General features: G+C 48.2%; 19 protein-coding genes. 4 read left to right on the forward strand and 15 right to left on the reverse strand.

The window, feature by feature from the left end; translation table 11 throughout:
- Position 1: 1 nt before the first annotated feature.
- Positions 2–625: a sigma-E factor negative regulatory protein gene (locus K0H60_RS15185; RefSeq protein WP_220056244.1), complete on the reverse strand. Its 624-nt coding sequence runs from the start codon at positions 623–625 to the stop codon at positions 2–4.
- Positions 626–651: 26 nt separating this feature from the next.
- On the reverse strand, positions 652–1,230 hold the full coding sequence (gene rpoE / locus K0H60_RS15190; RefSeq protein WP_011623604.1) for an RNA polymerase sigma factor RpoE: 579 nt from the start codon (positions 1,228–1,230) through the stop codon (positions 652–654).
- Between the two features lie 189 nt (positions 1,231–1,419).
- Between rpoE and nadB the strand changes: the two genes are divergently transcribed.
- Positions 1,420–3,033: an L-aspartate oxidase gene (gene nadB / locus K0H60_RS15195; RefSeq protein WP_086903302.1), complete on the forward strand. Its 1,614-nt coding sequence runs from the start codon at positions 1,420–1,422 to the stop codon at positions 3,031–3,033.
- Positions 3,034–3,123: 90 nt separating this feature from the next.
- On the opposite strand, the gene K0H60_RS20615 is transcribed toward nadB, so the two are convergent.
- The 10 genes from K0H60_RS20615 to rppH all read right to left on the reverse strand — a co-directional run bounded on the left by K0H60_RS20615 (position 3,124) and on the right by rppH (position 11,843).
- Positions 3,124–3,564: a protein YgfX gene (locus tag K0H60_RS20615; protein ID WP_258405750.1), complete on the reverse strand. Its 441-nt coding sequence runs from the start codon at positions 3,562–3,564 to the stop codon at positions 3,124–3,126.
- Entirely contained in the window at positions 3,545–3,793 is a 249-nt protein-coding gene (locus tag K0H60_RS15200; protein WP_084294861.1) for an FAD assembly factor SdhE, read from the reverse strand. Before K0H60_RS15200 ends, K0H60_RS20615 begins: the two co-directional genes overlap by 20 nt.
- An 82-nt stretch (positions 3,794–3,875) precedes the next feature.
- Positions 3,876–4,784 carry a transcriptional activator NhaR gene (nhaR, locus tag K0H60_RS15205; protein ID WP_011717881.1) on the reverse strand — a complete coding sequence of 303 codons (909 nt, stop codon included), beginning with the start codon at positions 4,782–4,784 and terminating at the stop codon, positions 3,876–3,878.
- A 95-nt stretch (positions 4,785–4,879) separates the two neighbouring features.
- Positions 4,880–5,266: a hypothetical protein gene (locus K0H60_RS15210; protein WP_220053620.1), complete on the reverse strand. Its 387-nt coding sequence runs from the start codon at positions 5,264–5,266 to the stop codon at positions 4,880–4,882.
- 2 nt (positions 5,267–5,268) lie between these two features.
- Positions 5,269–6,438, reverse strand: coding sequence for a Na+/H+ antiporter NhaA (gene nhaA / locus K0H60_RS15215; RefSeq protein ID WP_088210495.1), 1,170 nt, complete (start codon positions 6,436–6,438; stop codon positions 5,269–5,271).
- Between the two features lie 117 nt (positions 6,439–6,555).
- Positions 6,556–7,350: a thymidylate synthase gene (gene thyA / locus K0H60_RS15220; RefSeq protein ID WP_220056245.1), complete on the reverse strand. Its 795-nt coding sequence runs from the start codon at positions 7,348–7,350 to the stop codon at positions 6,556–6,558.
- A complete protein-coding gene (lgt, locus tag K0H60_RS15225; RefSeq protein ID WP_011717885.1) occupies positions 7,350–8,156 on the reverse strand; it encodes a prolipoprotein diacylglyceryl transferase in 807 nt (268 codons plus the stop codon). The genes thyA and lgt overlap by 1 nt, the downstream gene beginning before the upstream one ends.
- A gap of 45 nt (positions 8,157–8,201) precedes the next feature.
- Positions 8,202–9,002 (reverse strand): sulfite exporter TauE/SafE family protein, encoded by an 801-nt coding sequence (locus K0H60_RS15230; RefSeq protein WP_023266782.1) that lies wholly within the window; start codon positions 9,000–9,002, stop codon positions 8,202–8,204.
- A gap of 58 nt (positions 9,003–9,060) precedes the next feature.
- Positions 9,061–11,295 carry a phosphoenolpyruvate--protein phosphotransferase gene (gene ptsP / locus K0H60_RS15235; protein ID WP_220056246.1) on the reverse strand — a complete coding sequence of 745 codons (2,235 nt, stop codon included), beginning with the start codon at positions 11,293–11,295 and terminating at the stop codon, positions 9,061–9,063.
- Between the two features lie 23 nt (positions 11,296–11,318).
- Positions 11,319–11,843 carry an RNA pyrophosphohydrolase gene (gene rppH, locus K0H60_RS15240; protein ID WP_011717888.1) on the reverse strand — a complete coding sequence of 175 codons (525 nt, stop codon included), beginning with the start codon at positions 11,841–11,843 and terminating at the stop codon, positions 11,319–11,321.
- Positions 11,844–12,534: 691 nt separating this feature from the next.
- Here rppH and mutH point away from each other — a divergent pair.
- Together mutH and K0H60_RS15250 are read left to right on the forward strand one after the other, a co-directional pair.
- On the forward strand, positions 12,535–13,206 hold the full coding sequence (gene mutH / locus K0H60_RS15245) for a DNA mismatch repair endonuclease MutH (RefSeq protein WP_011717889.1): 672 nt from the start codon (positions 12,535–12,537) through the stop codon (positions 13,204–13,206).
- Positions 13,207–13,329: 123 nt separating this feature from the next.
- On the forward strand, positions 13,330–14,397 hold the full coding sequence (locus K0H60_RS15250; protein WP_041412723.1) for an adenylate/guanylate cyclase domain-containing protein: 1,068 nt from the start codon (positions 13,330–13,332) through the stop codon (positions 14,395–14,397).
- A gap of 24 nt (positions 14,398–14,421) precedes the next feature.
- Here the strand turns inward: K0H60_RS15250 and oxyR are convergent, their stop codons facing one another.
- The 3 genes from oxyR to mnmL form a co-directional block, all read right to left on the reverse strand.
- Entirely contained in the window at positions 14,422–15,333 is a 912-nt protein-coding gene (oxyR, locus tag K0H60_RS15255) for a hydrogen peroxide-inducible genes transcriptional activator OxyR (RefSeq protein WP_011717891.1), read from the reverse strand.
- A gap of 218 nt (positions 15,334–15,551) precedes the next feature.
- On the reverse strand, positions 15,552–15,917 hold the full coding sequence (locus K0H60_RS15260; RefSeq protein ID WP_220056247.1) for an Hpt domain-containing protein: 366 nt from the start codon (positions 15,915–15,917) through the stop codon (positions 15,552–15,554).
- A gap of 185 nt (positions 15,918–16,102) precedes the next feature.
- Positions 16,103–17,032, reverse strand: a complete 930-nt coding sequence (gene mnmL, locus K0H60_RS15265) for a tRNA modification radical SAM protein MnmL/YtqA (protein WP_220056248.1) — start codon at positions 17,030–17,032, stop codon at positions 16,103–16,105.
- 587 nt (positions 17,033–17,619) lie between these two features.
- On the opposite strand from mnmL, the gene gltB reads away from it, so the two are divergent.
- Positions 17,620–22,068: a glutamate synthase large subunit gene (gene gltB / locus K0H60_RS15270; protein WP_220056249.1), complete on the forward strand. Its 4,449-nt coding sequence runs from the start codon at positions 17,620–17,622 to the stop codon at positions 22,066–22,068.
- The last annotated feature ends 3 nt before the right edge of the window (positions 22,069–22,071 follow it).

Consider the following 22,071-nt stretch of genomic DNA (forward strand, 5'->3'; position numbering starts at 1 on the left):
ACTACTGATTGACAGGAACGGGAATAACCTCGCTATTGTCTTCTACAACGGCACCCGTATTCAATCGTTGCTGCAACATATGGTCCTGAATATAAGTATTAATTCGGCGACGTTGCTCATTCATTTGGTCATTAGTGTAGCTCTGATTTTGCTGCACTGGACCTGTCTGTAGGCTCACTGGCGATGCACTACCGACCAGAGGACGGGTGATGAGCACAGGCGATGGCGACGCGGCATCATCGGCGGTTTGGTTAAAGTTCTGTACGCCTACGATGGCGAACATAGCCACAGTAGCGGCAATCGCATACTGACCAAACTGCTTGAATAAGGGCACAACACGGCTTTGGCCAGCATTGATAGCGACTTGCTGTGGAGCCGCTGTAACTTCAGGCGCGCTCACTTGAGGCGAGACAATGGCAGGCTCAAGTTCGATTGCAGCTGCAATACTGGCGGAAAGGTCTAACGCCATAGTTTGGGGCAACTCTCCCCGCATAGCATCACCTATCACATGATAGTTACGCCATTTATTATGTGAATGCGTATCGGCAGCAAGTTCTGCCATTGTCTGCAGATCTGTCTCTCCATCGACAGCCGCAGATACCCATTCTTGACCTAATTTATCCATTGTTCACCTGTCTAAATTTAAGGGTGTTACTCTTCCAGTAATGGCTGGAGTTTTTTATCGATTGCTTCACGGGCGCGGAAGATACGAGATCTTACGGTACCCACAGGGCAATCCATGATGATGGCAATATCCTCGTAACTCATCCCATCGAGTTCACGTAGCGAAATCGCCATACGTAATTCTTCCGGCAAGGTTTCTAATGTCTCGAAAACCACTTTTTTGATTTCGTCCGATAACATTAGTCGCTCTGGAGAGGCAAACTCCTTTAGCGCATCACTGCCTTCGTAGTATTCGGCATCCTCTGCATCCACATCATTTGCAGGCGCTCTGCGCCCCTGTGACACGAGGTAATTCTTAGCCGTGTTTACGGCTATGCGGTACAACCAGGTATAAAACGCACTTTCTCCGCGAAAGTTTGGCAAAGCTCGATAAGCTTTGATAAACGCTTCCTGTGCTACATCGGTAACGTCGGCTTGGTTACGCACATAGCGTGAAATCAAGCTCACCACTTTACTCTGATATTTAAGCACCAACAGGTTAAAAGCGTTTTTATCTCCCCGTTGTACGCGCTCAACTAATTGTTGATCACTTATTTGTCCACTCATCCGAGCCGACTTCTCCCAAATCTAAAATGCTGATTTCTCAGTCGCTCGAATCATATTCACTTATGTAGACTAGCGTGCTTTGAAAAAGTTCTAAGAATTATACAAAAAAAGTAAGGTTAAAAGGAAAGTACCCATAATCGGTGAGTTGGTTTACCATAGATGGCACTCTCAGTCATAGCATGATACCCGATGAAACAAGTAGTTGAACACCAATCTGACATATTAGTCATAGGTAGCGGTGCCGCAGGTCTGACACTAGCTTTGCATCTTGCTGAAAAAGCAAACGTAATTCTGCTCTCAAAAGGCCCACTCTCGGAAGGGTCAACATACTACGCCCAAGGCGGTATCGCCTCCGTGTTCGATGAAAGTGATACCATCGAATCCCACGTGGCCGATACGTTAGTGGCCGGTGCTGGTTTGTGCGATAAGGAAGTGGTGACTTTTACCGCTGAAAACGCCAAAAGCGCCATGCAATGGTTAATTGAATGTGGCGTGGCATTCGATAAAGAAGAAACCGCTGGCGATAATGCCAAAGACGCACCTTATCACTTGACCCGCGAAGGCGGCCACAGCCATAGACGCATTCTGCATGCCGCCGATGCGACGGGCAAAGAAGTGCAAACCACGCTGCAAGAACGCGCCCTCGCCCATCCCAATATTCAAGTTTTAGAACGTTACAACGCCATCGACCTCATCACTACCCGTAAATTGAATCGCCCTGGCAATCGCGTGTTAGGCGCTTATGTGTGGAACCGTAATGCCGAGCAGGTCGAAACCATCAAGGCAAAATTTGTCGCATTAGCCACGGGCGGTAGCTCTAAGGTCTACCAATACACCTCAAACCCAGATGTGGCGAGTGGTGATGGTATTGCCATGGCGTGGCGTGCAGGTTGCCGTGTGGCCAATATGGAATTTAATCAATTCCATCCGACCTGCCTTTACCATGCCGATGCGCGTAACTTTCTGCTGACCGAAGCCCTGCGCGGTGAAGGAGCTTATTTACGTCGCCCCGATGGCAGCCGCTTTATGCCTGACTTTGACGAGCGCGCCGAACTCGCGCCCCGCGACATCGTTGCCCGCGCCATCGACTACGAGATGAAACGCTTAGGTGCCGATTGCGTCTACTTAGACATCAGCCATAAAGACAGCGACTTTATCATCAAGCATTTCCCAACGATCTATAGTCGCTGCTTGGAACTGGGTATCGATATCACCAAGGATGCCATTCCAGTAGTGCCTGCCGCCCACTATACCTGTGGTGGCGTGATGACGGATTTGCACGGCCAAACCGACCTCAACGGCCTCTATGCCATCGGCGAAGTCGCCTATACTGGCTTACATGGTGCGAACCGCTTGGCGAGTAACTCGCTACTCGAGTGTTTGGTATTTGCCCGCGCTGCGTCGCAGGATATTGAGAGCCAAATGCACAAAATTCCATTACCGGGGCAAATTCCGGCGTGGGACGAGAGTAAAGTCTCCAACTCCGATGAAGAAGTGGTGATTGCCCACAACTGGCACGAACTGCGCCTCTTTATGTGGGACTATGTGGGGATTGTCCGCTCAGATAAACGCTTGGAGCGTGCATTGCGCCGCTGCCTGATGTTACAACAGGAAATCCAAGAGTATTACAGCAACTTCAGAGTCAGTAATAACCTGCTGGAACTGCGTAACTTAGTGCAAGTGGCAGAGCTGATTATCCGCTGCGCGATGGATCGTAAAGAGAGCCGTGGCCTGCACTACAATATCGACCATCCCGAGAAGGTAGACTCACCGCAACCAACGATTCTGCAACCTGAAAAATAACCGAGTTGTTTAAGGGACATTTTTAACGGGCTAAATCTACTCAGATTTAGCCCGTTTTATTTAGGCTGAAGGAACCATGTTAGATATGAATTAAAGGGACTCACCTTGACTCGTCGCTTGAGTTTTAACCTTAAGTAATAGTCGGCATAAGTGGCGGTAATCCGTATCGCTAAACATATCGGCCCACAGGGGCAACAGATGCAACTTATCGGCGGACTGATAATAAACCAAGCAAATAAAAGGCGTTACCCAAGTTCTCGGGAGCACATGAAACGCCTCCTCCGTCGAGAGCCAGCCTTCCCCTTTTCCATTGAGTTCAAAACGACACTGCCAGGTCCTCAGTCGCCATAACTGATATCCCAAGAATCCGAGGATTAAAACGGCGAAGACCAACTTAAGCACACGCCAAAATACGACATCCGTTTCAGGCCAGATAAGTAAAGAGGTACTGCAGACACAAACAAAAACGACCAACGAGAGTCGTTGGTCGCGAGAGGCTTTTACGCTAAAACTATGGCGCCGCTCTGCCACGGACTTGCACTACCATGCGGGCAAGCTCTGCATCGGGACAGGCTTCATGACCCATAAACCAAGCAAATAATTCAGGGTCTTCACACTCGAGTAAACGAATAAACAGGGCCTTGTCGTCATCCGACAAATCCTGATAAACATTTTCGACGAAAGGCTGGAACAAGACGTCCAATTCGAGCATTCCGCGGCGACATGCCCAGCGGACCCGTGCAATGTTCATTAACTCCAAGTTAATTCTCCCAAAACAAATTTCGCCCTAGTTTACCAGTTCACGCCGTATAGTGTCGATGCAAGCCGTATTGAAACTCGTCTTAACACCGCTGAACTTGGCTGTCTAATCCGGCAAATAAATCACTGAAATCCGTCTCTAATAAACGTTTCACCGCTGGATGTTGGATCATCCGCTCGGCAAACATCACATGGTATTCTTCCTTCACATCTAAGGTTTCGCCGAGCAAATGCATGCCGTGGGAAATCACTTCTTGCGGATAGACCGACGGCGTGACGAAGATCCCGCGTTTCAGGTAGCCAAAGGCCTTCATCATCGCCGCATCATCAAACTCACCTAAGATGCTAACCTTAAGATTTTGCTCATCGAACCAACGGTATAATTGTTGCCCAAGCGATGTTCTACGACCAGGGATCAGCAATTGCCCTTGCTCTAAACAAGCGGGGAAATCGGCGCTATAGGTTTCGGCGGAAAAAAAGCTCACGCCACACTCACCCAGTTTTTTCGATAAAATCTCAGGATATTTCAATGACTCACCCGCACAGTCCGAGAGGATCATATCCAGTTTATGCTCGCGTAAACGAGTCATTAAACTTTCGTGGGTCGCTTCATAACAAGCAAGGTGCATGGAACCATCATTAGGCACCACAGAAAGCAACACCCGACTAGCTAGGGCTTTAGACAAGGCATCGGCAATCCCCACTTCAAATAAAATGGCATCATCTTTTTGATAGTTGAGTAAATCGAGCATCTCATAACTGAGGGAAAACATCTTATCGGCGTAGCGAAATACCAGCTCACCGAGTTCCGTTGCCTCTAAATTGCGTCCGACACGTTTGAATAGACTGCCATTAAGACGATCTTCGAGGGCACGAATTTGCCCCGTGATGGTTTGGGGCGTCAGACAAAGGGCTTCGGCCGCCTTGGCCACAGAACCCTTCTTCTTGATCATCCAGAAATAATAAAGATGGTTGTAATTAAGATGCAGCATCGCCAATGAGCTTCCTCTAATGGATACCGCAGCCTCAAGGGCTGCGGCATGTCGGATCGCAGTGACTCAGCTTAACAAATGATGAGTCGATAGCACTATTTTAAACGCTGACAATCCAATAAGTTAACTACTATTCCCTGCAGCTGATCTAAATCGGCTGCCGTCCCCGTGCTAACCGCTTCTGTTACGCCGGAGACTAAACTGTCTCTATCCGGAATACGGTTGGCACAATACGTGCGATTCGCCTCTTGGAAACGTTTACCGCCGCGGTACTTGAGCGCCCTAGACTCATAGCCATTGGTTTCAAGCCTTGCGCCTAATGCCTCAGATTTAAACATTAACGCGCCATCGACTATGCCCTCAAGGTAGCTTTGACAGGTTTGTGATGCGACATCCTTGTTACAGGCATCAATCTGCGAAGCCATTGCGCTTGAAGAAAGTGTTAACAGTGCTGCCATTCCTACTAATTTCATATTTATCATAGTTATACTCCTTTTTTAGGTAACACTTTTGATAACCAGAAATACCCGATCAAGGCCGCCAGAATTGAGCCTATCAAGGTGCCAAGGCGCGCTAAGTCGCCGTACATAGGGTCTGCTTGCTCAAATGCCAGCGAAGCAATAAACATCGACATCGTAAAACCAATACCACACATTGCCGCCACTGGCGCAATCTGCTTCCAGCCAATCCCATCGGGTAATTGTGCCAACTTCAGTTTGACGGCCACATAACTAAACAGCATCACACCAATCGGCTTACCTAACATGAGTCCCAATGCAATCCCAACGGGCACAGGGGAAATCAGGGTATCCAAACTCATGTTACCTAAGGCCACTCCCGCATTCGCAAAGGCAAAGACTGGCAGGATAAGGAAGGTGCTCCAAGGGTGCAGGCTATGCTCTAAATGCTCAGAGGGTGAACTGCCATCCTTTGCCCGCAGTGGGATACAGAAGGCAATAATCACACCTGCCAAAGTCGCGTGGACGCCAGACTTCAATACCGCGACCCACAGGACGAGTCCCAACACGCCATAGGGTGCTAATGCTGTCACGCCTTTACGGTTTAAGGCCACTAAACCGACAATCGCAATGCTGGCAATAATTAAGCTAATGGTTGACAGATCGCTGCTGTAGAAGAGCGCAATAATCACAATCACGCCTAAATCATCGATAATAGCGAGCGCCAGTAGGAAGACCTTCAATGCCACAGGCACGCGGCTACCCAGCAACGCCATTATGCCGAGTGCAAACGCAATATCGGTAGCAGCAGGAATGGCCCAGCCCGCTTGGGTTACAGGATCGCCGTAGTTAAATAGCAGATAAATGCCAGCCGGCACTAACATACCACCAATTGCCGCGAAGGTTGGCAGTGAAGCCTGAGCCACACTGGATAAGGCGCCTTCTAACAGTTCACGCTTTACCTCTAAGCCAATCAATAAGAAAAACAATGCCATCAGGCCATCGTTAATCCACAGCAACAGCGGCTTATGCAGATCGAGCGCGCCGACACGCACTTGTACTTCAGTACCGAGAAAACCTTGATAGAGTCCCGCTAGAGGAGAATTGGCCATGAGCATGGCTAAGACAACAGCAACCAATAACAGGATGCCGCCAGCCGATTCCTGGCTCAGAAAATTTCTAATTGCTTTTTCCATCTTGCACTCCAAAAAATCATAATGAACTGAGTGTAGACGAAGAAAAAAAACAAGTATAATCGATAGTTTCGACAAAACACCTCGGTAATTCCGAAGTGTTAGTCGATTTATTCGCCATTAAACGGCGACAGGGGCTTTGATATGCGGGTGTGGATCGTAGTGAGTTAGCTCGAAATCCTCGAATTGATAATCGAAAATAGAAGCGGGTTTACGCAGGATCGTCATGGTGGGTAACGGTCTTGGCTCGCGGCTTAACTGCAACGCCGTTTGTTCCATATGGTTGGAGTACAAATGGGTATCGCCGCCCGTCCACACAAAGTCACCCAAAGCTAAATCACATTGCTGTGCCACCATCATGGTCAGCAGAGCATAACTGGCGATATTGAAAGGTAAACCTAAGAACACATCACAGCTACGCTGGTACAGCTGACAGGATAATTTGCCATCGGCAACATAGAATTGGAAAAAGGCATGGCAAGGTGCCAGCGCCATTTTATCCAGTTCACCCACGTTCCACGCCGACACAATTAAACGACGTGAATCGGGTTGAGATTTGATTTGTGCAATCACCTGCGAGATTTGATCAATAGCATCGCCACTTTGGGTCGGCCAGCTGCGCCACTGCGCGCCATAAACAGGGCCTAAATCGCCGTTTTCATCGGCCCATTCGTCCCAAATACTGACTTTATTCTCACGCAGATAAGCAATATTGGTATCGCCTTTCAGGAACCACAATAACTCATGAATAATCGAGCGCATATGGCACTTCTTGGTAGTGACTAAGGGGAAGCCCTTACTTAAATCGAAACGCATTTGATAACCAAATACCGAGCGAGTGCCGGTACCTGTGCGGTCTGATTTATCCACACCTTCGGCTAAGATGTGCTTCATCAAGTCTAAATACTGTTGCATTACTGCTTACCCTCTGGACGAAGAATTAAATATAAACCGAAGAGGATCATCGGCACAGAGAGGATCTGCCCCATCGTCATAAAGCCCCAATAGAGACCTAACTGCGCATCGGGTTGTCTTACGGTTTCAACAATCACACGGAAAATCCCGTATCCGAGTAAGAACATGCCCGACACGGCGCCGACTTTCTTCGTTCGTTTACTGAACCAATAGAGGAGCAGGAATAAGGCCACCCCTTCAAGGGCGAATTGATAGAGTTGTGATGGGTGACGAGGTTCTGGTCCACCACTTGGGAACACCATGGCCCAAGGGACATCGGTGACACGGCCCCACAACTCACCATTGATAAAGTTACCGATCCGCCCCGCACCTAAGCCAATGGGCACCACGGGTGCCACCATGTCTGCGACCGCAAAGAAGGTACGCTTTTGCTTCCAGGCGATATAAATCATGGCGGTAATCACCCCCATCAGGCCACCGTGGAAAGACATGCCACCTTCTGAAATCTTAAACAAATACATTGGGCTAGCGAGGAAGTAATCGAAATGATAGAAGAGCACATAGCCGATACGGCCACCTAAAATCACCCCTAAAAAGCCATAAAACAGCAGATCGGAAACCTGTTCTCTTGACCATAAACCATTGGAGCGGTCGGCCTGGCGATTGAGTAACCACATGGCGGCGACAAAACCTACTAAGTAAGTAAATCCATACCAACGCAGGGCGGGTTCAAAGGTTTGTCCAAAAATATCAAAGGGACCAAACTTCACGATCACGGGATCGATATTGGGAAAATTCAATGCCATAACTTATCCATCAACAGCCTCAAATCGAGGGCTAAACACTAAAAATCAGCTCAGAATTAATTTGAGACCGACACACAAGAGTAAAAGTGCAAATATTTTTTTAAGGACTGAGGTAGGCCAAGTGCTTGCCGCCTTAACGCCTACTGGAGCCATTAAAATTGAAGTTATTATTAAGCCAAACAGCGCTGGTAAATAGATATACCCTAAGGTGCCCTCAGGGAGATCCGGCGCGTTAAAGCCCGCGATTATATACCCTAAGCTGCCCGACAAGGAGATTAATAATCCGGTCGCGGCGGAAAATCCTACTGCTAGACGCATCTGTAAACCAAAATAGGTTAAAAAAGGCACTAACAAGACGCCGCCGCCAATCCCCATTAATCCTGCAATCGCGGCAACAATCACGGCCACCACAAACAAAATCATCGAGTTTGGCAGTTCTCGGTTCGATTCAGTTTTAAAGGGATAAGCCATTTGAATCGCCATTAACATCACAAATATCGCAAACCCTTGTCTGAGGGTCGCCGCAGGGATTTGTTCGGCAATAAAGCCAGACATTAAAGCGCCGAGAATGATCCCCGGAAACATGGTTCGAAACAATCCCCAGGGCACATTACCGCGTTTATGGTGGGCTCTGGCAGAAGAAATCGAGGTTAAAATAATCGCCGCAAGGGATGTGGCAATCGCAATATGAGGTAACTGAGCCGAAGTGATACCGACCGAAGGTAAGATATAAAGCAGTGCAGGCACGACAATTAAGCCGCCACCGATGCCCAATAACCCCGCCATAAAACCGACAAACGCGCCTAAAGCCAAGCAAATAAAGAACACCGACAGCAAACTATCCACACGGGTACCTACAGCGTGATTAAGTGAAGCCTTAGCTTAAAGCAAAAGACGCGATTAGTTAATTAAGAATTGTGGCTAATCCCTGCTGTGTTAAATATTCTTTAACCAACTCACGCACTTGGAAACCGTTTGATAGGCTCAAAGCCTGCGACAAGAGTTGCGTCAAATCTGCGCGGGACACTCGGCGCAGCAGGTAATTAATCCGCGCTAAACTGCCTTGGTTCATACTCAAATGCTGGTATCCCATCGCCACCAACAGAATCGCCCCCATGGGTTCCCCCGCCAGCTCGCCACAGATACTGATATCGAGTTGATGATAATCACAATCAAGCCTTGCCTGATGCAGCGCCCGGAGAATACCTGGATGATAACTATCAAACAGTGAGCTCACCCTTGGGTTGTTACGGTCCACAGCGAGTAAATATTGGGTCAAATCGTTACTGCCGACCGACACAAAATCGACGCGTTTTGCCACTTCATCTAACTGATATAACAGCGCTGGAACTTCGAGCATAATGCCAATGCGCGGCATTTCAATCTGGCTGTTCACATCGTTCTTGAGTTCAACATAGGCCTGCTCTAGATAGGCCAAGGATTGGTCAATTTCATCTAAGTTACTGACCATAGGCAGTAAAATACTGAGCTGCTTGCCCTCTCCGCCCGCTTGCAACATCGCCCTTAACTGCACGAGGAATAGCTCAGGGTGATCCAATGATAAGCGGATACCGCGCCAGCCTAAGAAGGGGTTATCTTCTTTAATCGGGAAATAAGGCAGCGGCTTATCGCCCCCCACATCTAAGGTACGCATCACCACAGGACGACCCGATGCCGCCGATAACACCTGTTGATAGACTTTTACCTGCTCGGACTCACTCGGAAAACGCTGTTGCAACATAAAGGGAATTTCGGTGCGATATAGCCCAATACCATCGGCGCCTTCGGCGATTTCAGAGGCGACACCACTGAGTAACCCAGCGTTAAGGTACAAACGGATCCGTGTTCCATCGAGCATCACCGACGGCAGGGCTAACTCCTGCGCGTATTGGCGTTGCAACGCCTTTTGCGCCGAAATCAAACTGCGGTATTCGCTAACAATCGCAGGCGATGGCGACACCATTAATTGCCCGCGGCTGGCGTTGACCACTAACAGCTTCTGGTCAATATCGGCCGACAACAATTGCTCGACGCCAGTAATGGCGGGCACGCCCAGAGCGCGCGCTAAAATCGCCGCATGGGAGTTAACGCCCCCCAATTCAGTGACAATACCGGCCAATTTTTGCCGAGGGAATTCGGCGAGCATAGTGGCATCCGCTTCACGCGTCACTAAAATCACCGGCTTATCGGGTTCAAGCTCTAAACGCTCGGGTTCGATTAACTGCCTTAATACCTTTTGCCCCAGATCCCGAATATCGCTCGCCCGTTCTTTGAGGTAAGGATCTTCCATCGCCAAAAACTGTTGAATATAACGCAGCGAAACCCGGCTAACCGCCGATTCGGCTTCCCAGCCCTGCTGCACTTCGCGAGCATATTCACCACCTAGGCTGGCATCATCGAGCAGCAGCTGCAAGGCGTTGAATATTGAGGCGACTTCTTCATCCTGCTCACGGTCGAAACGTTGAGATAAGGCACCGATTGCCTCTTTACAACGCCCCATCGCCGCCACTAATCGGCTGGATTCGAGGGCAATATCCTCACAGCGCACATCGGGCTGCTCGAGGGATATTTCGCCACCGAGCACCAAGGCGTGGGCAATGGCTATACCGCTGGATGCAGAGGTTCCTTGAAATAAAATCTGTTGATGCAGCGAACTGACCTGTGCCTTTTGCTTTAATCCCCGGATCGCCATCGCGAGCTGCGCGGCCAAGGTCATTAAGAAGGCTTCTTCCCCTTCGCTAAATTGCCGCGCGCTGGCCTGCTGCACCACAATTACGCCGACGACTGCTTTTTGATAAATAATGGGGACGGCTAAAAAGGCACGGTATTCTTCTTCAGCGACTTCGGGGAAAAGTTTAAAGCGTGGATGCAAACGGGCATCTGCAAGGTTTACCGCTTCTTCGCGTTCTGCGGCCAAGCCAACCAAGCCTTGGGTTAACGGCATGCGCACGCGCCCAACGGCACTCTTCTCAAGGCCATCGGTGGCTGATAATACGAGTTCTTGCTGATCTAGGATGTAGACCGAGCAACATTGGGTTTCCATCGCCGCTTTGGTCGATGAAACTAGGACTTCTAATGCGGTTTCTAAGCTGTGGGCGGACGCCACAGCTTGCGTAATATCCCTGAGCGTATTTAACACTGTTTTCAATCCTCTTTTGAAAATCAGCCCGTTGTTCTTTGTCTTACCCGCTTCCTCGGAATTTCCTGGGTTTGGAAGGACAATGCCGTTACCGCAAACTCTTTCATAACCTTACGATAAACATCACGCTTAAATGAGACAACCTGCCGCACAGGATACCAATAACTTACCCAACGCCAATCGTCAAACTCAGGGTGGCCTGAAGAACTTAAATTAATCGCACTATCTTGGCTTTTGAGTTGTAACAGAAACCATTTTTGTTTTTGGCCGATACACACAGGCTTGCTGTCCTGTCTCACTAAACGCTTGGGCAAGCGGTATCTTAACCAAGAACGGGTCGAGGTTAATATAGTGACATGCTCGGGTCTTAAGCCTACTTCCTCATACAATTCACGGTACATCGCCTCTTCGGCCGATTCACCATCATCGACACCGCCCTGAGGAAATTGCCATGAATGTTGTCCGAATCGTCTGGCCCACATCACTTGGCCGTATCTATTACAAATTATTATGCCCACATTTGCGCGAAAGCCGTCGCTATCAATCACATGGACTCCAAATAAGGATAACTTTTAATAAACCGATTGTTTCACAAAGCCAGTCTCTCAGCAAACCTCTATTTGCAGCTATTTTTTGGATAAATACCTTCAACTAACTACTTTATCAACAATCTAAGGGGTTCAACCTTGGGGATATCCACATTTTCTGTGGATATCTCTGTTTGAAACTCGGGTAAACTAGGTATATCGTTCAAAAAACAGTAAATATCATTCATGGCAGCCCGCTTACTTAAATAAAATAAAAACATAAAAATTATAAAGTTACACGTTATCAGTATAAAAACATGTGACTCAAAAACGAAAAAGCTCACTTTTTAACCTAATGCAAATTAAGTGATTTAATCAAAGTAATACCTAAATGTTATACACAGAGCTCACCCCAAATTACCCACACTCCCGTGGAAAAATGCCCATTTTTACCATTGACTCACGATTTTTATTCGGCTAAAGCCTACTGCATTGTGAGTTATCCATAATATCTGTGGATAAATATGTGAGAAACGCAAGGGAAAACCGAGAGTAACTTTGAACACTTTCGCAGGCATTGGAATGCAAACCTACAACTAACATTAAAATCATGCACTTACAGATTTATCTGTGAGTACAATCTTATCCTTTTTTGAGCGCTCAATTTTTAACCTCTGTTGCTAAGCACCTATTTTCCAGTAAAATTCGCCTTATGAAACCGATAATCCCCCCTCAAAATCTGAGCGAACTGCTCGAACGTGCCAATATGATGGCCGGCATCTCTTTGGCTCAAATTGCTGCTCACCGTGGGATTGCTGTGCCTAAGGATCTGAAGCGAGATAAGGGCTGGGTCGGACAACTCATTGAAATGGAGTTAGGCGCGACTGCCGGTTCAAAACCCGAGCAGGATTTTCTCCACCTCGGTGTTGAGCTAAAAACCATTCCCATCGATAGCAAAGGCAAACCACTGGAAACCACCTATGTATGTGTGGCGCCGCTAACCAATATCGAAGGCTTAACCTGGCAAGACAGCTTAGTGTGTCACAAGTTGCAGCGTGTACTCTGGGTACCCGTTGAGGGTGAGCGGCATATTCCTGTGGGAGATCGTAGAGTGGGCACCCCCATATTGTGGGAACCCGATCTCCAAGAGCAAAGGTTACTGCAACAGGATTGGGAGGAGATAATGGAACTTATCGCCTTAGGTAAAGTGGAAAAACTCACCGCAAGGCATGGCGAAGTGTTGCAACTGCGCCCTAAAGCCGCCAACAGTAAGGCGCTGACACAGAGCATTGCCGAGGACGGTAGCCTAAAAATGACCAATCCACGGGGCTTCTATTTAAAGACCGCTTTTACCGCCATGCTATTAAATAAGGTATTTGGTTAAATTTTCGTAGCTATATAGCGTTGGATTGATCCAGATCACAAATATCACTGGCACTCTAGTGATGATTTTCTATAAACTACGGCATCCTGAAATATATGGTCGTATTCGGATACAAAACCCGTTGTGAGAGCACGTAGACAAGCGAAAAAACTTCTTTTTGCGATATTAGCTTGGGCGATAGCCATGGCTGCGTTCGTGTTTTTCCGATATGCACAGTCGCCGGAGTTACCACAATGGGCTGTCGGTTCGGCCGATCTCGCGACGCTTGCCGTCTACATGGGCATCATTTTTGGCAGCCTACATTGGATGTCGAACCTGATCGCCGACTTCAGCGCCATCAATCGTCTTCCCTATGTTTTCTCAGTGATTTTTAAAGGTTTGTTCCTGCTACTCGGGGCGACCACCTTAGCCTATATGACCCAGTTCTTGAATATGTGGGCCATTGAAAATCATATGTCGACCCTAAGACAAATGCTCACGGCGCATATTCTCTATAGTCCTTCCTTCCAAGCGCTTATCGTCTATTTAGTGGTCGTACGGGTCAGCTTAGCCTTTGTCGAACAAATGGCACTTTTGGTTGGGCCGCGTATTCTGCTCAACATTGGTTTAGGTAAATACCATAAACCACGATACGAGCAGCGTTTATTCCTTTATTTAGATATGGTTGCCTCGACAACCCACGCCGAGTCCCTCGGGGATTACCGTTTTAGCCGCCTGATTCAAGACAGCTTTAGCCTGCTATCCGACACAGTGACCAATAACGAAGCCGAAATTTACCGTTATATGGGCGATGCCGTATTGATCCACTGGCCGTTAGAAGAAGGCGTGGTGCACGACCGCTGCATGAATATCTATTTTGAATTTAGCCAGCAGTTAAATTGGCAGCGACGTTACTTTGAAGAGCACTATGGGTTTGTGCCTAAATTTAAGGCGGCGGCCCACTGTGGCCAAGTGGTTGCTGCAGTGGTTGGTGTGCAAAAACAAGAAATTAGCTTTTTTAGTGATGTGCTAAATACCTTAGCCAGACTTCAAGATCAGTGTAATCCACTGGGACAACGCATGCTGATCTCTGGTGCGCTGGCGGGCCGACTCGACAATCCCAATAGCGAATACCGCTTAACCAATTTGGGTCCAGTCAAATTAAAGGGGAAACAACACTCGATTGAAGTGTTTGGTGTTTCCCCTCTCTAATATCCTAGCTTTAACTTACAGCGATTATTCGATTTCTTTGGTTAACAGCTTTTGAATAAGTAAACCTAGGGTACGGAAGGTCAAAATCCGGCTGGTTGTTTGTCGCCAAACTAAGCCGATATCGCGGTAAGGCGCTTCACCGGGCGGAGTCATCACCACCAGATCGGTATCATTTAAGATGCCAGCATCGATCGCCATTTGCGGTAAGAAGGTGGTGCCCAGCTTGCTATCCACCATTTGCACTAAAGTATGCAGACTGGTCGCGGCAAAGGGATTCACCTTAGCGCTGTCACCTAACTGACAAGCGGTAATCGCATGCCCTGTAATACAGTGTTCACTCTGTAGCAGGAAGATACTCTCATCGGGCAAAGTCTGATAATCGATAGGTTGATGAATGCCACCCACTAAATCTTTATGGATCACCATCTTAAAGGGGTCTATCCCGACTTTCATGCTGTGGTAACCACTGGTATCCACGGGCAAAGCGAGGATCAGTAAATCCAACTCCCCTTTGCCTAAGGCATCGAGCAAACGCTCAGTAGTATCCTCTTTGAGTAATAAACTCATCGCCGGATAAGCTTGCTGACATTGCTTAACCACGCGGCTTAATAAAAATGGCGCAATGGTTGGGATACAACCTAAGCGGATATCCCCAGTCATAGGTTCGCCCTGGTTTTTAACCAGTTCGACTAAATCATCCACATCCGTGAGGATTTTGCGGGAACGCTGCACCACTTCTTCACCGATAGCGGTGAACATAAAGGATTTATGATCACGTTCTATCAATTGATGGCCGAGCTGTTCTTCAAGATTCTGGATCCCGCTCGATAGCGTTGATTGACTGACAAAACACACCTTAGCGGCGCGGTTAAAATTCTGCTCTTGGTGAAGATTCACCAAATAGAATAAATTCTTGAGGCTAGGTAAATTTTTCATTTAATCGATTGCCACTAAGGTTATGAATTAATAAATTTAATCAACTCTAGCATAAGTTATCAACTAAAACGCGGCTGAATTGCTCAATACTGTGAGCAAAATCGATTTTCAATCAAAGGAAAACCTAAGAGAGCGCTTACGGAGAACAAACGGAGGGGATAAAGACTGGAACTGAGGTTATTGAGGTGCAACCTGAAGCTGCACCTCCATAGTACAGACTAAGCTTTCGCCTGTAGGAATTGCTTTAATTGCTGGAGATCGGCACTTGCAAATTCAACAATTTGCGCGACCCAGGTTCCATGTTCAGCTTCCCAACGTGTTTCTTCACCATGTTGGAGTAACTGGGCAATTTGCTGAATACGTTTTAACCCCACAGAGCCCGCTGCACCTTTAAATTTATGGGCTTCGGCGCATAAAGTGTCCTTATCGGCAGCTTCGTTAGCCTTGACTAGATTCCCTACATACTCAGGCATTAATTGCTCAAACAAGACCACACTCTTTAGCAGAGTTCCGGCACCAATCGCACTGCAATACTGTTCTAACGTATTGAGATCTAGGATTGTTTCTAATTCAACTGTGGCCATCTAGGCCTCCCTTAAGTAGTCCAATGCTTAAAACACGTTTATGACATGATACCCACTAAAATTGTCAGTGCAACTTATAGCAGCATTTGTGGTCAAATGATGTTTTATTTAACAAAAAATCAACTATTTCAAACACTCTCAGCGATAAATCGATTTCAACTGAATCCATTCAAGCGATATGGTCATTATGGTCGCGTTAATGCCGCGCCTTGTCCACCCTTACGCGCAAGATCCTCAACAATTGCCACTAAACCATTCCAACGATAACCACACCAGTCGGGCGCGAGTAGTATCGGTTTTTTCGCATAGGCGGTCACCCGATGAAAAATCACTTCTTTAGGTGTATGCCGAACCAGCTCGCCGACACAAGCCGCATACTCTTCGATACTGAGCAATGGCAAGCGTCCTGCGCGCCAAGCCTTCGCCATCGTACTGCCCTCAACGACATGTAATGGATGTAGCTTTAAGCCATCGACGCCGTGCGCCAGCACCGCCTGCAGTGTCGCCATATAATCGAGGTGAGTTTCACCGGGTAAGCCTAAGATAAGGTGAGTACAGACTTTTAGGCCTCGGCTTCTGGCCCGTGCAACTGTATCGCAATAACAGGCAAAATCGTGCCCGCGGTTAATCTTATGCAAGGTTCTATCGTTGGCGGTTTGCAATCCAAGCTCCAGCCAGACATCGACACCCTTTTGCTGATAACTGGCTAATAAATCGAGAACCTTGTCTGGCACACAGTCGGGACGCGTACCGACACATAAACCCACAATCTCACTGTCTTTGACCGCTTCATCGTATTTAGCCATCAACACCTGATACTCATCATAGGTGCTCGTATAGGCCTGAAAATACGCGATAAACTTATCCGCATTCAGCTTAGGTTTAGCCTGTTTATAACGGACTTTCCCTTGTTCTAGCTGCTCACTAATGCTGAGCGTTTCCGCCTGCTGATAACTAAAGGAGGCCACATTGCAAAAGGTGCAACCGCCACGTCCTAGGGTGCCATCGCGGTTAGGGCAAGTGAATTTGGCATCGATAGTCAGCTTGCGTAAGCGCTCGCCGTATTTCGCCTTACACACGGCACCGAATGTGTTTACGTATGCATCGAGCCCCATTAGCTCTCCTGCCAAATTTCATGTCGTTTCATTAAAAATAACCAAGATAAAATCACAAAAAAGAAGAAATAAAGACGTGTGTTTAGATGAAAAAACTCATGATAAACAAAGCGAGCATCGTTTTCTTGGTGGTAAATCAAACTCCGGTTAGATTCGCAGCGGCAAAGCTTAAAACCTGAGTCATTGCTCACAGTGTCTTTACACTCCGTGATTTCACTCACAAGCAAACAGAATAACAATTCATTTATTATAAATTTTTATACTACCACTGTATTTGCAATAAAAATCACTATTTCTAAATCAAAAACAATCGATTTCAATGTTACATTTTAGTAATCCCATCGTTTTTCATTTTTTAAAATTCTTTTTATTCATAATGTTATACAGCACTTTAATCAGTTAACGTTAACGTCAAGTAATTGTGTTTTGTGTATGAAACATGAATGAATACCCATATTTTATGCAAATTTTTGGTTTGACCTTTGGTTAATCTCAGGATAATTTGGGTGGTTCGGGTGCATATCTATAGAAAGTCTTTACATTTCTCCCCGAGTAGTAATTTCGTTGAGGTCAAGGGAGGTTTTTGTATGAGCTTATATCATCCCAGTTTTGAGCGGGACAATTGTGGTTTTGGCTTGATTGCACAAATGGATGGCGAAGCCAGCCATCGTATCGTGCGTACCGCCATCCATGGCCTCGATCGCATGAAACACCGTGGCGGTATCGCCTCTGACGGTCGAACTGGGGACGGCTGTGGTTTATTAATGCAGCTACCATTGCAATTCTTTGAAGCCATTGCCGCGGAAAATGACTGGCACCTGAGCCGCAAATTCGCCGTGGGCATGTTGTTTTTAAGCCAAGATGAAGAACTGGCCGACCAAGCCAAGTTTATTCTCGAACGCGAGCTCGAGCGTGAAACCTTAAGCATTGCCGGCTGGCGTAAAGTCCCCGTCAATCCTGAAGTATTGGGTGAAATTGGTAAATCGAGCCTACCGCAAATCTATCAAGTACTGATCAACGCCCCGATTGGCTGGCGTGAGAAAGATCTTGAGCGTCGCCTCTACATGGCTCGCCGCCGATTAGAGCAACAAATTACTGACGATAAAGACTTTTATGTCGCGAGTCTTTCAGGCCAAGTCATAGTCTACAAAGGCTTGATGATGCCTGCCGACTTACCCGCATTCTATCCCGACCTTGCTGACATTCGTTTGAAGAGCTCTATTTGTTTATTCCATCAACGCTTTTCAACCAATACTTCACCTAAATGGCCACTCGCTCAGCCCTTTAGATATCTTGCCCATAACGGCGAGATCAACACTATTACCGGTAACCGCCAATGGGCCCGTGCCCGTGCCTACAAGTTTAATTCACCACTACTGCCCGACTTACAACAGGCGGCGCCCTTTGTGAATGAAACGGGTTCTGACTCCTCATCGCTCGATAATATGCTCGAGATGTTGCTCTCAGGCGGTATGGACCTATACCGCGCCATGCGTTTGCTTATTCCGCCAGCATGGCAGAGTAACCCAGAGATGGATGATGAGCTAAAAGCCTTCTATGACTTTAACTCCATGCATATGGAACCTTGGGATGGCCCAGCGGGTATCGTCATGACCAACGGTCGCCATGCTGCTTGCGCGGTGGATCGTAACGGTCTGCGTCCATCACGTTATGTGATCACTAAAGATCGTATCTTAACCCTCGCCTCCGAAGTGGGCATTTGGGACTACGCCGCCGATGAAGTGATTGAAAAAGGCCGTGTCGGCCCAGGTGAGCTGTTAGTGTTAGATACACTCAATGGCCGTCTATACCAGTCATTCGAAATTGATAACGACCTTAAGCGTCGCCACCCCTATAAAGAGTGGATGGCCAAAAACAGCCGGACTCTGGTCCCTGCCGAGCAGTTAGCAACGGAGCAACATGGCGCCAGCGAATTAAGCCCTGAGCAACTGCTGCAATACCAAAAGCAATTTGGTTACACCCGCGAAGAACTTGAACAAGTGATTTGGGTGCTGGCAAAACAAGGCGAAGAAGCGACAGGCTCCATGGGCGACGATACGCCAATGGCCGTATTGTCGAAAAAGTCACGCTCACTCTATGACTATTTCCGACAGAAATTCGCTCAAGTCACTAACCCGCCTATCGATCCGCTGCGTGAAAAGCACGTGATGTCTCTGGCGACCTGTATCGGCCGCGAGCAAAACCTCTTCAACGAAACCACTGGGCATGCCTATCGGGTGATGTTCAACTCACCGATATTATTATTCAGTGATTTCAATCAATTACTCGGATTAGATAGCACTTACTATCGCGCCAATATCGTCGACTTAAACTACGATCCGAAGGAAGGCTTAGAGCACGCGATTCGCCGCATCACCTCGGAAGCCGAACGTTTAGCCCGCAGTGGCACTACTCTGCTGATTTTATCCGACCGCGCGATTGATAAATCGGCGCAGGTGATCCCAGCGGCCATGGCGGTTGGCGCAGTACAACAAATGCTAGTGAGTAAGAGCCTGCGCTGCGATACCAACATCATTGTCGAGACCGCATCGGCACGGGATCCGCACCACTTTGCAGTGCTACTCGGCTTTGGTGCCACGGCGATTTATCCATATCTAGTGTATGAATCAATCTCAGATCTGGCGAAACGCCATCAACTGACCGACACCACGGCGCTGATGCTGAACTTCCGCTACGGCATCGAGAAAGGCCTACGTAAGATCATGTCGAAGATGGGGATCAGCACCGTCGGCTCCTACCGTTGTAGCCAACAGTTTGAGGCCATTGGTATTGCCAGCGATGTGATTGAACTCTGCTTTAAAGGCGTGGTAAGCCGCATCGAAGGCGCCAGCTTTGAGGATATCGCTCAAGATCAAGCGCTGCTGCATAAGGCCGCTTACCGCGCCCATGTGCCGCTGCCACAAGGCGGTTTACTCAAATACGTGGATGGCGGTGAGTACCACTGCTTCAACCCTGATGTGGTCAACACGCTACAGGCATCCTTAATCGATAAGAATTTTGCGACCTATAAGAAGTTCGCCGAATTAGTCGATAACCGCCCAGTCGCCACCCTAAGGGATTTGATTGGCATTAAAGCTGACCAAGCCGCAATTGAACTGGATAAAGTTGAAGCTGCCAGCCATTTATTCCCGCGCTTTGACAGTGCTGCCATGAGTATCGGCGCCTTAAGCCCCGAGGCCCATGAAGCATTAGCCATTGCCATGAACCGTTTAGGCGGCCGCTCTAACTCGGGCGAAGGTGGTGAGGATGCACGCCGCTTTAACACCGAGCGTAACTCGGCGATCAAACAAATTGCATCGGCACGTTTTGGCGTAACCGCCCATTACCTAGTCAACGCCGATGTGCTGCAGATTAAAGTTGCCCAGGGCGCAAAACCCGGTGAAGGCGGACAACTCCCCGGCCATAAGGTGAGTGTGGAAATTGCAGGGCTGCGCCACGCGCGCCCAGGTGTAACCTTGATTTCACCACCACCGCACCATGATATTTATTCAATCGAAGACTTAGCACAGCTGATTTTCGATTTAAAACAAATCAATACCAAGGCACTGATCTCCGTGAAGTTAGTGTCTGAGCCAGGTGTCGGCACTATCGCTACAGGTGTAGCAAAAGCCTACGCCGATATGATCACTATTTCTGGCTACGATGGAGGCACGGGCGCGAGCCCTATCACCTCGGTGAAATACGCTGGCAGCCCATGGGAACTCGGCCTTGCCGAAGTGCATCAATCTCTGGTGGAAAATGGTCTGCGCCATAAGATCCGCTTACAGGTCGATGGCGGCCTAAAAACCGGAACCGACGTCATCAAGGCAGCCTTACTCGGCGCCGAAAGCTTTGGCTTCGGGACTGTGCCTATGATTGCCTTAGGTTGTAAGTACCTGCGTATTTGCCACCTGAACAACTGTGCCACTGGTGTCGCAACTCAGGACAAGAAACTGCGCGATAACCACTACCACGGCTTACCAGAGCGAGTGATGACTTACTTTGAATTTGTCGCCGAGGAAGTGCGCGAGTGGATGGCAACCCTAGGGGTCAGCAAGTTCGAAGACTTAGTGGGCCGCAGTGAGTGGCTACATACCTTAGAAGGCCAGACTGATAAACAACGTGGACTCGATTTAGCGCCAATTCTGTATCAGCCTAAGGTCAGAGCCAGCACTTCGCGCACCTGGCAGGAAACCAATCCGCCAGCGGATTTAGGCTTACTCAACCAACATCTGCTCAACGAGTGCCAGAGTGCGGTCGATAAGGGCGAGTGTTTCGATGCCGCTTACAGTATCAACAACACCGACCGCTCAGTGGGCGCACGCCTATCGGGCTATATCGCCACCACTCTTGGTGTTAAAGGCACTAAGGCCCCAATTAAACTCAGCTTTAACGGCAGTGCTGGCCAAAGCTTTGGGGTATGGAACAGCCCAGGCCTTGAACTCAAGCTTTGCGGTGATGCCAACGACTACGTCGGTAAGGGCATGTCGGGCGGCAAGATTGTGATTTATCCACCGCTAGGGAGTCCGTTCCAGAGCGAGCGCAGCGCGATTGTCGGTAACACTTGTTTGTATGGTGCGACGGGCGGACGCTTCTTCGCCGCGGGCCAAGCGGGTGAACGCTTTGCGGTACGTAACTCGGGCGCTATTGCCGTAGTTGAAGGCTTAGGCGATAACGGCTGCGAATACATGACCAGCGGTATCGTAGTCGTACTCGGTAAAACCGGGGTGAACTTCGGCGCGGGGATGACGGGCGGCTTTGCCTATATCTTCGACCAATTTGGCCGCTTTAATCGCCGCGTGAATAACGAGCTTGTCGATACCCAAAAACTCGAGTCACCGATTCATCAACAGCATTTGAAAGGCTTGATTGAAGAACATGTGGCCGAGACTGGCAGTGAGCACGCGAAGATGATCTTAAGCGACTTTGCCAACTGGTTAGATTGCTTTGTTTTAGTGAAACCGAAAAATATCGCCGTTGCAGATCTGCTCAAATTAGAGCAATCGAGCCCGGAACTAGCAGTTAAAGCGGGGTAATAG

The organism is Shewanella mangrovisoli (genome assembly GCF_019457635.1).
GTDB classification, from domain to species: Bacteria; Pseudomonadota; Gammaproteobacteria; order Enterobacterales; family Shewanellaceae; genus Shewanella; species Shewanella mangrovisoli.